Raw genomic sequence first — 12,972 nt, 5'->3', positions numbered from 1 at the left:
GGTCAGCCCAGGTGCACGGACCAGTCCTGCTCGGCGGGCGGCTTGCCGTGCAGGTCGGGGACCCGCTTGAGCCAGTCGGGGCGGCCCCGCCGGGTGCGTGCCGCGCGGGCGGCGTTCTCGGCGGCGAGTTCCTCGCGGCTCGGGAATCCGGTGGGCAGCCACTGCCGGGATGCCTGCACGCGCGCGTGCAGGTAGGCCACGTAGGCGGCGCGCACCTTCTCCGGCGTGTCGAGGTCGCCCTCGCAGGTCAGCCACGGCTCCGGCACCCGGTCCACCACCTCGCGCAGCAGCTCCCGAGTCACCTTCGGCGCCAGCTCGGCGTCGGCGGCCGGGACGTCGGGCGCGCAGTGGCCGAGGGCGTGGTGGCGGAAGTCGTACGCCTTCTCGGGCGGGGAGGCGCCCCAGCGGTGGTGGAAGACCAGGGCGGCGCCGTGGTCGATCAGCCACAGGCGCGGGGGTGCGGTGCCGAGGGTGGGCCAGACCATGAGGTTGGAACTGTGCACCGTCCGGTCGACGTTCACCGTGAGGGCGTCCAGCCAGACGACGCGCCCGGCCTCGCCCGCGTCCACCGGGAACACCTCGGCCAGCTCGGGCGTGAGGTCGGCGCCGCCCGACAGGTAGTCCATGCCGAGGTTGAGCCCCGCGCTGGCGTCCAGCAGGTCACGCACCTCCTGGTGCGGTTCGGCTTCGCCGAGCGCCGGGTCGAAGTGCGCGAGCACCAGCTCAGGCACCCGCAGCCCCAGCTCCCGGGCCAGCTCCCCCACGACCACCTCGGCGACCAGCGCCTTGCGGCCCTGCGCGGAGCCGGTGAACTTCAGGACGTAGGTGCCGAGATCGTCGGCCTCGACGACGCCGGGGACGGAGCCGCCGGAGCGCAGCGGCTCGACGTAACGGGTGACCCCGACCTCTCTCAGTGTTCCCACGACCGGCCTGCCTCCCCATCGCCTCAGGGTGACCATAGTAACCGAGTGTGATCGACGGCGGCCGGGTGAGCGAGCGGCGGTCAACTGAACGGAACGTTCCCTCGCCCCGCTTGACCCTCGCGGTGAACCTTCCCGATCGTCCTTTTCGCCCGGCGCCGGGCGGGCGACGCTTCCGTTCGTGCCCGTGGACGATCGAGAGGAGACCGCAATGCAGTCCGGGGAACAACCTGGCTGGTCACCGGATCCCGTCGCGCCGGGGCCCGACCCGCACGAAGTGCCGACGTCCTGGTTCAACATCGTCCCGAACCTGCCCGCCCCGCTGCCCCCGGCCCGCGATCCGGAGGACGGCAAGGGGTCGCGGCTGGAGGTGCAGAACCGCATCCGGCTGGACGCGATGCGCACCCAGGACGCCGCGACGGACTCGTTCCTGCCGATCCCCGAGCGGGTGCGCGAGGAGCTCGCCGGGCTCGGCCGCCCGACCCCGCTGCTGCGCGCCCGGGCGCTGGAGGAGTACCTCGGCACCCCGGCCCGCATCTACCTCAAGCGCGAGGACGTGCTGCCCACCGGAAGCTTCAAGCTGAACTCCGCCGTCACCCAGGCGTACTTCGCGGCCCGGCAGGGTGTGGGGACCCTGGTGACGGAGACCGGGGCCGGTCAGTGGGGGCACGCCGTGGCCTGGGCCGCCCGGCGCTTCGGACTGCGCGCGATCGTCTTCTGGGCCGGCATCTCGGCGCGGCAGAAACCCGGCCGGCACACGGTGATCGAGATGCTCGGCGCCCAGGTGCACCCCTCGCCCAGCGAGCTGACCGCACCCGGCAAGGCGCTGCTGCGCGACGGCCGGCACGCGCTGGGCTCCCTGGGCACGGCCATCGGCGAGGCCATCAGCTACGCCGCCGAACACCCGGAGACCCGCTACATCTCGGGCAGCAACCTGCCGCACGTGCTCGCCCACCAGACGGTCATCGGGCAGGAGGTCAAGACACAGCTCGACGCGCTGGGCGAGCGGGTCGACACCCTGATCGCCTGTGTCGGCGGCGGCAGCAACCTCGGCGGGCTCATGGGCCCCTTCCTCGCCGACAAGGCCGAACGGGGCGACGGGCTGCGGCTGCTCGGGGCCGAGTCGGCGGCGGCGCCGCGACTGACCCGGGGCCAGTGGCGCTACGACCACGCCGACCCCGAGGGAGTCACCCCGCTGAGCAAGTCCTACACCCTCGGCCGGGACTACGAACTGCCCGAGACCCACGTCGGGGGCCTGCGCCAGCACAGCGGCTCCTCCGTGATCGGCGTCCTGCGGCAGCAGGGCCTGCTGGACGCGGTGGCCTACGACGAGGGCGAGGCGTTCGACACCGGCCGGACGGTGCTGCGTACCGAGGGCATGCTCATCGCGCCCGAGTCCTGCCACGCCGTACGGGCCGCCGTGGAAGAGGCCGTACGGGCCCGGGAGACCGGCACGGCGAAGACCATCGTCGCCTGCGTCAGCGGCAACGGCGCGCTCGACCTCGACGGATACACCGCCCACTACGGCGGTCGTGCCGCCCACGCCTGAGCGGCTCCCCCCGTCGGGCGCGGGCCCGACACCCATCCGCACCACCGGATCCACCGGAGGACGAACGTGGCCAGTGGCACCATCATCGAGCTGACGAGCGGCGTCAGCCCGAGCTGTCCGTACCACCTGGGGGACGGCATCGCCGACCGGCTGCCGGAGCACCTGCGCCGGCACGACTTCGACGAGCTCTACCTCGTCACCAGCGACGCGCTGTACACGCGGTACGGCGAGGAGCTCGCCCGCGGTCTCGGCGGCGACGGCATACCGGTCAACGTGCTCACCGTGGCGGAGGGCGAGCGGGCCAAGGGCTGGCCCCAGCTCACCGACCTGTGCGAGCGGCTGGTGGCCGCCGGGATCACCAAGGACTCGGTGGTCGCCGCCCTCGGCGGGGGCATGATCAGCAACCTCGTGGGGCTGGCCGCCGGGCTCATCTACCGCGGGGTCCGCTTCGTCGACATCCCCACCACGATGCTGAACCTCACCGACGGCACGCTCAGCAACAAGCAGGCCGTCAACGGGGCGCTGGGCAAGAACCAGTTCGGCATGTACCACGCCCCGCTGTTCATCTGGGCGGACGTCGCGTATCTGCGCGGCGAGCCGACGCGCCAGCACCGCAGCGCCATCGCCGAGGCCGTCAAGAACGGACTGGTGCACGACGCCGCCTGGTTCGCGCGCCTGGAGGGGCTCCTCACCCCCGGTCTGGAGGCCGTCCGGGACGACCTGCTCGGCTTCTGCCACGAGGTGGTGCGCAGCAAGCTCGGCATCCTGGCCCTGGACCCCGGCGAACGGCGGGCCGGGATCATCCTCGAGTACGGCCACACGGTCGGCCACGCCGTGGAGTTCCTGACCGGCGGCCGGCTGCTGCACGGCGAGGCCGTGGGCATCGGCATGTGCGCCGCGGCCAAGGTGGCCATGAAGCTCGGCATCGCCGGTGCGGAGGTGCTGGAGCGCCAGGAGTACGTGCTGCGCGACCGGCTCGGCGGCACGGTGCGGCTGCCGGACGACCTGACGCCCGAGCAGATCGTCGAGGTCATCCACAGCGACAACAAGCGACGCTCCGGCGCCGCGGTCCGCTTCGTCCTCGTCCCGGCCGTCGGTTCCGTGCACGTGGTGGACGGGGACTGGGAGACGCCGGTGCCCGAACCGTTGCTGAAGAGCGTACTGAGCGAGGGGTGAACTCCATGGACACCACGACACGCACGCCCGAGGTCGACGAGACCGTCTACCGGCTCGACGGGCCGCTGCGCTGGGCGCTGGGCGAGGTGCAGGACCTGCTGCGGGCGGCGGGCGCCGGACCCGGGCAGCGGGTGCTGGACGTCGGGGCCGGTACCGGGTACGCCACCGTGCCCGCCGCGCGCGCGGTCGGTGCCGAGGGCGGCGTGCACTGCGTCGACGGCAGCGCGCCGCTGCTGGAGGTCCTCGAGAAGAGGGTGGGCAGAGAGGGGCTCGACGGACGCGTCACCACGCAGGTGGGGCCGCTGGTCCCGCTGCCGGTCCCGGACCGCGGCTACGACCTCGTGGTCTGCACCTACGTGCTGCACGAGCTGGCCGAGCAGGCCCCGGCGGCCGTCGCCGAGATGTACCGCGCGCTGCGGCCCGGCGGGCGGCTCGTCGTCGCCGACTACCGCAAGACCTCCGATGCGGACCGCAACCGCGAGATCGAGGCCTGGTACGCCCGGCAGCCGGACGGCGCGGGCCCCGACGAGCGCCACCTGCGGTTCACCCTCGCGGACCTGGAGGAGATGCTGCGCGCCGCCGGATTCCAGCAGACGCACCTGAGCACCTGGCACGACTTCCACACCCACGCCATAGCCACGCGGTGAACCGGCCGCGCAGAAGGGGGATCCCCGTGTTCCGACTCAGCTACAACGCCAACGGACTGCGCAACCTCACGATCGAGAGGGCGATCGAGGAGGTCGCCGACGCCGGGTACGACGGCATCGAACTCTCCCTGCACCCCCGGCACATCGACCCCTTCGACTTCGGCGCCGACCAGGCCACCGTCGTGCGCAAGGCGCTGGAGCGCGCCGGTCTTCAGGCGTGCTGCCTCGCCGCCGGTGCCGACAACCTGCTGAGCGAGGAGCGGTTCGAGCCGTCCCTGGTGCACCCCACCGCGGAGGGCCGTGCCCGCCGTGTCGACCTCGTCAAGCGCGCCGTGCGCATCGCCGACGAACTCGGCGTGCCGCTGATCAACTTCGCGACCGGCAAGCGCAAGCCGGAGGTCGCCCCGCAGGAGGCGCACCGGCTGCTGGTCGAGGGCGTCCAGCAGATCCTGGAGGGCACCGACAGCGACGTCGTGCTGTGCATGGAGCCGGAGCCGGAGTTCTTCCTGGACACCAACGCGGGTGTCGCGGCGCTCGCCGCCGAGCTGGGCAGTGAGCGGTTCGCGCTCGCCCAGGACCTGGGCCACTGCAACGTCGTCGAGGAGGACTACCTGGTCTCCGTCGAGCGGCATCTGCCGGTCACCCGGGTGATCCAGGTCGAGGACATCAAGGGCCGGGTCCACTACCACGAGATCCCCGGCGACGGGGACCTCGACTTCACGGAGTTCTTCCGCATCCTGGGGCGCGGCGGCTTCGACGGGCACGTCAGCGTCGAGCTGTACAACCACGTGGACACCTACCGGCACGCGCTGCGCCGCAGCCACGAGGTGCTCACCGCCGCTGCCGCCGCCGCGTCCGAGCAGGGCTGAGGCCGTGCCGCCCGTCCCCGGCCCCGCGTCCGGTCCCGGTCGGCCGCTGCCACTGCCGCTGCCGCTGTTCGACCACCACATCCACAGCGACCTGCGGAACGCCGACGACTACGAGTTGATGGCGGTCAGCGGTGTCCTCACCGCGCTGGCCCCCTGTTCCAGCTCGCACGAGTCCCGCACCACCGGCCAGGCCTTCGCGACCCGCTTCGACCGGCTGCTGGACGTGGAGACGGGCCGGGCGGCCGCCTACGGCGTGGACCTGTACGTCGGACTGGCCGTGCACGCCGCCGACATGACCGACCGGGAGAGCGCGCTGGCCGGGGTCGACGAGTTGGAGAAGCGCCTGGACCATCCCCGGGTGAAGGCGATCGGCGAGGTGTCGCTGCGCCGGCTCACCCGCGAGGAGACGGAGGTGCTGGAGGCCCAGCTGCGGCTGGCCGCCCGCACGGCCACTCCGGTGATGGTGGAGACCCCGCCGCCGCCGGAGGCGTTCACCGCGATGCTGCCGGTGCTGGCCCGGGCCGTGGAGCGCTCCGGCGTGGACCCCGCGCTTGTCGCGGTCATGGACCTGGACGAGCACAAGCTGGACCTGGTGCGCGCGTCCGGGCCGCTGGCGGAGTGCGGCGGGTACGGGCTGGCCGTGTCGCCGCGCCAGGACGCCCTGTTCGCCGTGCGGGAGAAGATCACGCACCGCGAGGTGACGGAGATCCTCGACCGCTGGGGACCGGACCGGCTGATGCTCAACACCGGCTTCCACTTCGGGTCCGCCGACCCGCTGGGCCTGGCCAAGACCGTCCACCGTCTCCGCCTCGGAGGCGTCCCCGAACCGACCGTGAGGGCTCTGGCTCATGGAAACGCTGCTAGGTTCTTCGACATCCCGGGCTGAGACCGGGTCCCTGCCCGAGCGCGGCCGCGGCGACACCGTGCTGGACGAGGTGCGCGACCTCTGCCGCGACGACCACGCCTACACCGACGGCACGGTCTTCAACTCCATCTGCTCCGCCCCGCTGGAGATCGCCCGCCGGGTCTACGCCGAGCACCTGGACGCGAACCTGGGCGACAACCGCATCTACCCGTCGCTGCGCCGTGCCGAGGCCCAGCTGAGCGCGATGCTCGGTGAACTGCTCGGTCATCCGGGCGCGGTGGGCGTGACCACCTCCGGCGGCACCGAGGCCAACCTGCTGGCGGTCCTCGCGGCCGTACGCCGGCACCGGAGCCGTTCCGGAGGCCGGGGCGGACCGGCGCGGATCGTGCTGCCCGAGAGCGCGCACTTCTCGTTCGACAAGATCGTGGGCCTGCTGCCGGTCGAGCCGGTGTACGCGCCGCTGGACGAGCGGCTGCGGGTGCGGCCCGCGGAACTGGCCCGGCTGGTCACCGCCGACACCGCGCTCGTCGTCGCCACCGCCGGCACCTCCGAGGCCGGTGCCGTGGACGACGTCCCCGCCGTCGCCGAGCACACCGCGGCCCTGGGCGTGCCGCTGCACGTGGACGCGGCGACGGGCGGTTTCCTGATCCCCTTCGCCCGTGAACTCGGCCACGAGCTGCCGCCGTTCGCCTTCGACGTGCCCGGCGTCACCTCGGTGACCCTGGACCCGCACAAGTACGGCGGCGTGCCCATCCCCTCCGGTCATCTGCTGCTGCGCGACGGCGCCGACGCCGAGCTGCTGCGCACCGCCTCCCACTACCGGGGCACCGTCGACCACCACGGCCTGCTCGGCACCCGTCCGGGCGCGGCCGTGCTCGCCGCCTGGGCGGCCCTGCGGGCGCTGGGCCGCGACGGCTACCGCGATCTGGTGGGCGGGGTGTTCGCCCGCCGCGACCTGCTCCTCGGGCTGCTGCGCGCGGCCGGTTTCGAGGTCGCCGTCCAGCCCCAGCTGACCGTCGTCACGGTGCGCCACTCCGAGCCGGAACGGCTGGTGGACGCGCTGGAACGGCGCGGCTTCATCGCCTCGGTGGCCCGCCGCTACGGCCTGCTGCGGCTGGTCGTGCACTGGCACCAGACGGAGGAGCAACTGCGCGCCCTGGTCGCCGCCATGGCCGACGCGGACGCCCGGGCGGAAGGGGGCGCGGCGTGAAGGTCCTGTTCGTCTCCGTCAACAAGCTGAAGTCCTTCCGCCCGGTGCTGCCCATCGGCATGGTCACCGTGGCCACCCAGGTGCGCACGGCCGGATACGAGACCGAGGTGCTGGACCTGATGTGGGAGGAGGAGGACGAGGAGGCCGTCCGGGCCGCCGTCGCCCGGCTGCGCCCCGACGTCGTGGGCATCTCCGTGCGCAACGTCGACTCGCAGAACATGCTGGAACCGGTCATCTACACCCCCCTCGCCCGCGAGGTGGCCGACTGGGCGCGCGAGGAGCACCCGGGAGTGACGGTCGTCCTGGGCGGGCCCGGGTTCTCCACCGTCCCCGAGGACCTCATGGACTTCGTGCGGGCCGAGTACGGCATCACGGGTTTCGCCGAGGAGTCGATGGTTCCCTTCCTCACCCGTCTGGCGCGCGGCGAGGAGCCCGAGGACGTGCCCGGCGTCATCTACCGCCGGCCGGACGGCTCGTACCACCGCCGGGAGCCGGTCTTCCGGATCGACTACCGCAAGGCCGCCCGCCCCGACCCGGCCCTGTACGACCAGCGCTACTTCACCTACTCCTACGAGACCCACGACCGCAGCGAGAAGGTCCCGGCCACCGTGCAGACCAAGAAGGGCTGCGTGCTGGAGTGCGTCTTCTGCAGCAACTTCCTGGTCGACGGCACCGGGGTGAAGTTCGACGAGGTCTCCCGGGTCGCGGACGAGGTGGAACGGCTGCGCGACGAGGGCCTGGAGGTCATGGAGATCGTCGACGGGGTGTTCAACCTGCCGCTCAACTACTCCCTGGAGATCCTCAAGGAGTTCGTGCGGCGCGGCATCGAGATGCCCTGGTCCTGCATGGTCAACCCGGGCAACGTCACCCCGGAACTGGTCGACCTGATGGTCCGGACGGGCTGCTACTACGTGGAGTTCGGCACCGACTCGGCCTGTGACCGCGTGCTGCGCCGGCTGAAGAAGAACTTCCGGCAGCGCCAGATCGTCCAGTCCCACCGGCTCTTCGAGCAGGCCGGGATCAGGGTGGAGCACTGCCTGTTCATCGGCAGCCCCGGCGACGACCGCGACTCGGTGCGGGAGACCTTCGACGTCATGGAGGAACTGGTGCCCTCCGGGGCGCCCGACGCCCACGCCTACTGGACCCTCGGACTGCGGGTGTGCCGCGGCACCTCGCTGCACGCCACCGCCGTGGCGGAGGGGCAGCTCACCGGTGACGAGCGGTTCATCGTGCCGAAGTACTACGTGTCCCGGGACGTCATCGGCGACGACGCCCTCCTCGACGAGATCCAGGAGCGGGTGCTCGCCAACGACAACTGGTACCTGTGGTGGGGGCTGCGCACCATCGGTCTGCGCGAGCGCATCCGGATGGCCCGCGAGGAGAGCCGCCGCATCGAGGCCGAGCTGCTGACGCACCTGCCCCGGCCGCGCCCCGTACCGGTGTCCGTGGCGCCGGTTCCACGGCGGGAGGCCCGGCCGTGACCGACGTACGCGATCTGCTCCTGACCGCGCCGGGCGAGCTGCGGTCCGCCGACGCCTCGCCGCCGCTGGCCGCGCTGCGCCCCGACGACGTGGTCGTCGAGGTCGACCGGGTGACGCTGTGCGGCAGCGACCACCGGCTCTACGACGGCACCTACGGGGGGCCGCGCAGCTATCCCATCCGCTTCGGCCACGAGTGGTCCGGGCGGGTGGTGGACGCCGGACCGGGCGCACGGCCGCTGCTGGACCGCCTGGTGACCGGCGACTGCTCCCGCTGGTGCGGGCGCTGCCCGCGCTGTGCCGCCGACCGCAACGTCTGCCACCGCATCCAGAAGTTCGGAATCACCGTGGACGGATTCTCCACCCGCCTCAGGACGGTCGACAGCCGCTACCTCTACCCGGACGACTTCGACCTCGGCGCGGGGCTGCTGGCCCTCAGCGAGTTCTTCGCCGTCGCCCATCACGGGCTGCGCCGCGTCCCGCCGCACGAGGGCGACGACGTCCTGGTCATCGGCGCCGGGGCGCTGGGGCTGGCCAGCCATCTGCTGCTCGTCCACGCGTACGGGGTGCGCTCGGTGCACGTGCTGGAGTCGGACCCCGCCAAGGCGGCCCTGGTCACCCGGCTGTTCCCGGACGCCGTGGTGCACACGCCGCCGCCCGCCGGGGAGCACGGTCCCGCCGACTACGCCGCGCTGACCAGGGACGCCCGGTATCCGGTGGTCGTCGAGTGCTCCGGCAGCGAGCACGGCATGAACACCGCCCTGGCGCTGGCCCTGCCGCTCGGCCGGGTCCTCTGCTTCGGCCTGCGGTCCTCCGCGAACCTGCGGACCGACCTGCTGGTCGCCAAGGGCCTCACGCTCAGCGGATCGATCGGCGGCACCGGCAGCTTCCGCGACGTCCAGGCGTTCCTGGCCGCCCACCGCGAGCAGGCCGCCCGGTTCGTCACCCACCGCCTGCCGGCCGACCGGGCCGCCGAGGCCTTCGCACCCGCACCGCACGGCACCACCCCTCGCATCAAGACGCAGATCCTCTTCGGGGAGGAGACCCAGTGACCGCCGCACCGCCGCACCTGAGGTACGAGGAGATCCGCCGCTCGGCACTCGCCGACCTCGACGCGTACGAGAAGCTCACCCGGGACCAGGCGGCGCGGCTGCGGCTGGACCGCCTGCGCGACCACGTCGCCTACGCGCTGTCCGCCTCGCCGTACTACCGCGAGCGCTGGGCCGCCCACCGGGCCACCGCGATCGACCACCTCGACGACGTCCGCAAGCTGCCGTTCACCACCAAGGCGGACCTGCGTGCCGCGTACCCCTTCGGCCTGGTCGCCGTCGACCGGCGGGAGATCGTGCGCTACGGGGAGTCCACCGGCACCACCGGCAGCCCCACCTCCTCGGTGATCACCTACGAGGACTGGATCCGCGGCAACGTCGCCGTGGAGCGCTCGACCGGCCACGTCTTCGGCCCCGGCGACCTGGTCTTCATCGCCATCCCGTACGAACTGGCCTTCGCCTCCTACGACATCGACCGGGCCCTGGAGCAGGCCGGCGCCGGGGTGGTCGCCGTCGGGACGCTGAGCCGGGTCTGCCCCTTCGAGCGCATGGTCGAGATGATGTGGCAGGTCGGCCCGACCGGCCTGGTGTGCACCCCGAGCCGCGCGCTGCGGCTGTACGACATGCTGGCGGACAGCGGCCGGGACGCGCTCGCGGTGGGCCTGCGCACCTTCCTGTACGTCGGCGAGACCTGCTCCCCGGCCAAGCTGTCGAAGATCGCCGACCTGTGGGGGGTCCGGCTCTCCAACGCCTACGGCTCCACCGAGACCAACTCGCTGGGCCTGGTCTGCGCCGAGGGAAGCCTGCATCTGACCGAGGACCGGCACCTGTTCGAGGTGCTGGACCCCGAGACGGCGCAGCCGGTGCCCGACGGCACCGCGGGCGAACTGGTGCTGACCACCCTGGTCGGCCGCGCGATGCCGCTGCTGCGCTACCGCACCGGCGACTACGTGACGGTGTCGCCGCGGCCCTGTGCCTGCGGCAGCCCGAACCGGGTGCTCGCCCACCACGGCCGGGTCGGTGAGCAACTCGTCCACGACGGGCGGCGGATCAACAAACTGGCCCTGGAGGACGTCGTCCTGTCGACCGAGGGGTCGGGGCTGTACTGGGCCGCGGGCATCACCGACGAGGGACTCGTGGTGAAGGTGGAGGCCGAGGACGGCGACCCGGGCGGGCTGTGCGCGGCCGTCGCCCGGCGGGTCGAGGACGCCTTCGGCCTGCGCCCCGCCGTCTCGCCCATCGACCGCGCGCAGGTGCGGCGGGCCATGGACCGGATGCTCAAGCCCGGCAGCCTGAGCCTGGACGACCTGGCGGCCGTGTCATGACCGCCGAGCGCGTCCCGCGGACCCTGGGGATCGCCGGGACGGGACGGCTGGGAGAGGTGCTGGCCACCCGGTTGCGGGACCGTTTCCGCACCGTCCTGTACGACAGTGACGCGTCGGCCGCACGGCGGGTCGCGACGGGCACCGGGACGCGGGCCGTCGACGCGCCGGAACTGGTGCGCACCGCCGACGCCGTGCTGCTGTGCGTGCCCCCGCACTCCGCTCCGGACGCCCTGACGCACCTGGCCCGGCTCGCGGCGGGGACCGGGCACCGCCCGGTGTTCGTCAGCCTCGCCACCGGCCTCGGCACGGCGCGGCTGCGCACCTTGGTCGCCGCCGGGTCCGCGGCGGGGACCGAGGTGCTGGGGCTCAAGCCGGTCTGCCAGTACACGGCGCTGGCGCACGGCGTGCCGGCGGTCTTCGTCACCGCCGACCGGCACCGCCTCGGACTGCTGCGGGCGATCACCGCGGACCTGGGCACCGTGGTGGTCGGGGACGAGGAGTCGGTCGGCCGCGTCAACCGCGCGGCCACCAAGGCCGCGCTGGCCGCGTGCGAGGACCTCGCCCGCACCCTGTCCGCCGCCGGCACGGACCCCGTCCTCGTCCGCTCCGCGATCCGCAACGTCCTGGCCGGCACCGCCCTCGACCATCCGCCGCAGCCCGGCAACGCCTACACCCGCTCCGTCCTGGACGAACTGGCCGCCGAGCGGCGTGCCGAGCCGATCGGGGGTGCCGCGTGACGACCGCCGGCACGGCACCGCCGTTCACCCGCTACGGCGGGGCCAACTGCGAGACCTCCGCGTTCCACAAGATCCTCGACTTCCACGGGGTCCAGGTGAGCGAACCGCTGCTGTTCGGCGTCGCCGGAGGCATCAACTTCATGCACATGCCCCCGGCGCCCGGCGGCGGCCGGTCGTTCACCGGGGGGCGCAACGGGCCGTTCCCGGAGTTCACCCGCCGCATGGCGGACGGGGTCGGGCTGCGGCTGGACGTCGACGTCACCGAGGACCCGGAGCTGGCCTGGCGCGAGCTGCGCGGACAGCTCGGCCTGGGCCGCCCGGTCATCGTCTACGGCGACCTGTTCCACCTGCCGTACTTCCAGGCCACCCGGCACTTCGGCGGCCACGCGTTCGTCGTGCACGGACACGACCCGGACCGCGGCACGGTCTCCGTGTCCGACCGCTGCTCCCGCCCGCGCACCCTCACCCTGGCCGAGCTGGCCGCCGCCCGGGGCTCCGCGCACCACCCCTTCCCGCCCCGGCACGCCCGGCTCGCCGCCGACTGGTCCGCGGCCCGCGAGCCCGCCGAGGACGACATCAGGGGCGGCGTCCGGTCCTCCTGCCGGGCCATGCTCCGGCCCCCCGTGCCGACCTTCGGCCTGCGCGGACTGGCCGCCTACGGGGCGGGTCTGGACCATCTGGTGCGCCGCTCGCCCGCCGACGACGTGGTGGCCGAACTCACCGGCGCCTTCGTCGACTTCGAACTCGCGGGCACCGGAGGCAGCGCCTTCCGCGTCCTGTTCCGGGACTTCCTGGAGGAGGCCGCCGCCCGCGTCCGCGACCCGCGCCTGCGGCGGGCCGTACCGCTCGCCCAGGACTGCGTCGACGCCTGGGACCGCTTCCTGGAACTCCTCGTCCCCGCCTGGACGCCGCTGTTCACCGAGCTGCGCGACACCTACCGGGAGCGCGACCAGCGGCTGCTCGACGGCAGCGAGGAGGCCCTGGAGCGCGCCGCGGGGCTCGGGGCACGGCTGCCCGGACTGCGCGAGGGTGCCGCCGCCGAGCTGGACCCGCTGCGCGATCAGCTCGGCGCCGAACTGCGCGGTTCCGTACGCGCGCTCGTCGCCTGCGAACGGGCCCTGTTCGACGAACTGAAGGAGGTGTGACG

Annotated in this window: 12 protein-coding genes; 11 read left to right on the top strand and 1 reads right to left on the bottom strand. The window is 73.2% G+C overall.

Annotated features, from left to right (window positions below):
- Window positions 1-2 precede the first annotated feature (2 nt).
- Window positions 3-959, bottom strand: coding sequence for a HipA family kinase (locus tag BJ961_RS11210; protein ID WP_271321187.1), 957 nt, complete (start codon window positions 957-959; stop codon window positions 3-5).
- 172 nt (window positions 960-1,131) lie between these two features.
- Between BJ961_RS11210 and BJ961_RS11205 the strand changes: the two genes are divergently transcribed.
- The 11 genes from BJ961_RS11205 to BJ961_RS11155 all read left to right on the top strand — a co-directional run bounded on the left by BJ961_RS11205 (window position 1,132) and on the right by BJ961_RS11155 (window position 12,970).
- On the top strand, window positions 1,132-2,469 hold the full coding sequence (locus BJ961_RS11205; RefSeq protein WP_271321186.1) for a TrpB-like pyridoxal phosphate-dependent enzyme: 1,338 nt from the start codon (window positions 1,132-1,134) through the stop codon (window positions 2,467-2,469).
- 66 nt (window positions 2,470-2,535) lie between these two features.
- The gene (locus BJ961_RS11200) at window positions 2,536-3,645 is read left to right on the top strand and encodes a 2-deoxy-scyllo-inosose synthase (RefSeq protein WP_271321185.1); all 1,110 of its coding nucleotides are present in this window, start codon (window positions 2,536-2,538) and stop codon (window positions 3,643-3,645) included.
- A 5-nt stretch (window positions 3,646-3,650) separates the two neighbouring features.
- Entirely contained in the window at window positions 3,651-4,292 is a 642-nt protein-coding gene (locus BJ961_RS11195) for a class I SAM-dependent methyltransferase (RefSeq protein ID WP_271321184.1), read from the top strand.
- Between the two features lie 26 nt (window positions 4,293-4,318).
- Window positions 4,319-5,161: a sugar phosphate isomerase/epimerase family protein gene (locus BJ961_RS11190; RefSeq protein WP_271321183.1), complete on the top strand. Its 843-nt coding sequence runs from the start codon at window positions 4,319-4,321 to the stop codon at window positions 5,159-5,161.
- Window positions 5,162-5,165: 4 nt separating this feature from the next.
- Window positions 5,166-6,047, top strand: a complete 882-nt coding sequence (locus BJ961_RS11185) for a TatD family hydrolase (RefSeq protein WP_271321182.1) — start codon at window positions 5,166-5,168, stop codon at window positions 6,045-6,047.
- Window positions 6,010-7,236: a tyrosine decarboxylase MfnA gene (mfnA, locus tag BJ961_RS11180; protein ID WP_271321181.1), complete on the top strand. Its 1,227-nt coding sequence runs from the start codon at window positions 6,010-6,012 to the stop codon at window positions 7,234-7,236. The genes BJ961_RS11185 and mfnA overlap by 38 nt, the downstream gene beginning before the upstream one ends.
- A complete protein-coding gene (locus BJ961_RS11175) occupies window positions 7,233-8,717 on the top strand; it encodes a B12-binding domain-containing radical SAM protein (protein WP_271321180.1) in 1,485 nt (494 codons plus the stop codon). Before mfnA ends, BJ961_RS11175 begins: the two co-directional genes overlap by 4 nt.
- Window positions 8,714-9,766: a zinc-dependent alcohol dehydrogenase gene (locus BJ961_RS11170; protein WP_271321179.1), complete on the top strand. Its 1,053-nt coding sequence runs from the start codon at window positions 8,714-8,716 to the stop codon at window positions 9,764-9,766. Before BJ961_RS11175 ends, BJ961_RS11170 begins: the two co-directional genes overlap by 4 nt.
- Window positions 9,763-11,088, top strand: coding sequence for a phenylacetate--CoA ligase family protein (locus BJ961_RS11165; RefSeq protein ID WP_271321178.1), 1,326 nt, complete (start codon window positions 9,763-9,765; stop codon window positions 11,086-11,088). Before BJ961_RS11170 ends, BJ961_RS11165 begins: the two co-directional genes overlap by 4 nt.
- Window positions 11,085-11,825, top strand: a complete 741-nt coding sequence (locus BJ961_RS11160; RefSeq protein WP_271321177.1) for an NAD(P)-binding domain-containing protein — start codon at window positions 11,085-11,087, stop codon at window positions 11,823-11,825. Before BJ961_RS11165 ends, BJ961_RS11160 begins: the two co-directional genes overlap by 4 nt.
- The gene (locus tag BJ961_RS11155) at window positions 11,822-12,970 is read left to right on the top strand and encodes a BtrH N-terminal domain-containing protein (protein ID WP_271321176.1); all 1,149 of its coding nucleotides are present in this window, start codon (window positions 11,822-11,824) and stop codon (window positions 12,968-12,970) included. Before BJ961_RS11160 ends, BJ961_RS11155 begins: the two co-directional genes overlap by 4 nt.
- Window positions 12,971-12,972: the final 2 nt, after the last annotated feature.

This window comes from Streptomyces lienomycini (genome assembly GCF_027947595.1).
Taxonomy (GTDB): Bacteria; Actinomycetota; Actinomycetes; order Streptomycetales; family Streptomycetaceae; genus Streptomyces; species Streptomyces lienomycini.
This window is presented reverse-complemented; position numbering and strand designations above follow the sequence as displayed.

Excerpts from the sequence above, each read along its gene's own strand:
- BJ961_RS11210 (WP_271321187.1), bottom strand. The coding sequence starts at position 959 with ATGGTCACCCTGAGGCGATGGGGAGGCAGGCCGGTCGTGGGAACACTG.
- BJ961_RS11205 (WP_271321186.1), top strand. The coding sequence starts at position 1,132 with ATGCAGTCCGGGGAACAACCTGGCTGGTCACCGGATCCCGTCGCGCCG.
- BJ961_RS11195 (WP_271321184.1), top strand. The coding sequence starts at position 3,651 with ATGGACACCACGACACGCACGCCCGAGGTCGACGAGACCGTCTACCGG.
- mfnA (WP_271321181.1), top strand. The coding sequence starts at position 6,010 with ATGGAAACGCTGCTAGGTTCTTCGACATCCCGGGCTGAGACCGGGTCC.
- BJ961_RS11160 (WP_271321177.1), top strand. The coding sequence starts at position 11,085 with ATGACCGCCGAGCGCGTCCCGCGGACCCTGGGGATCGCCGGGACGGGA.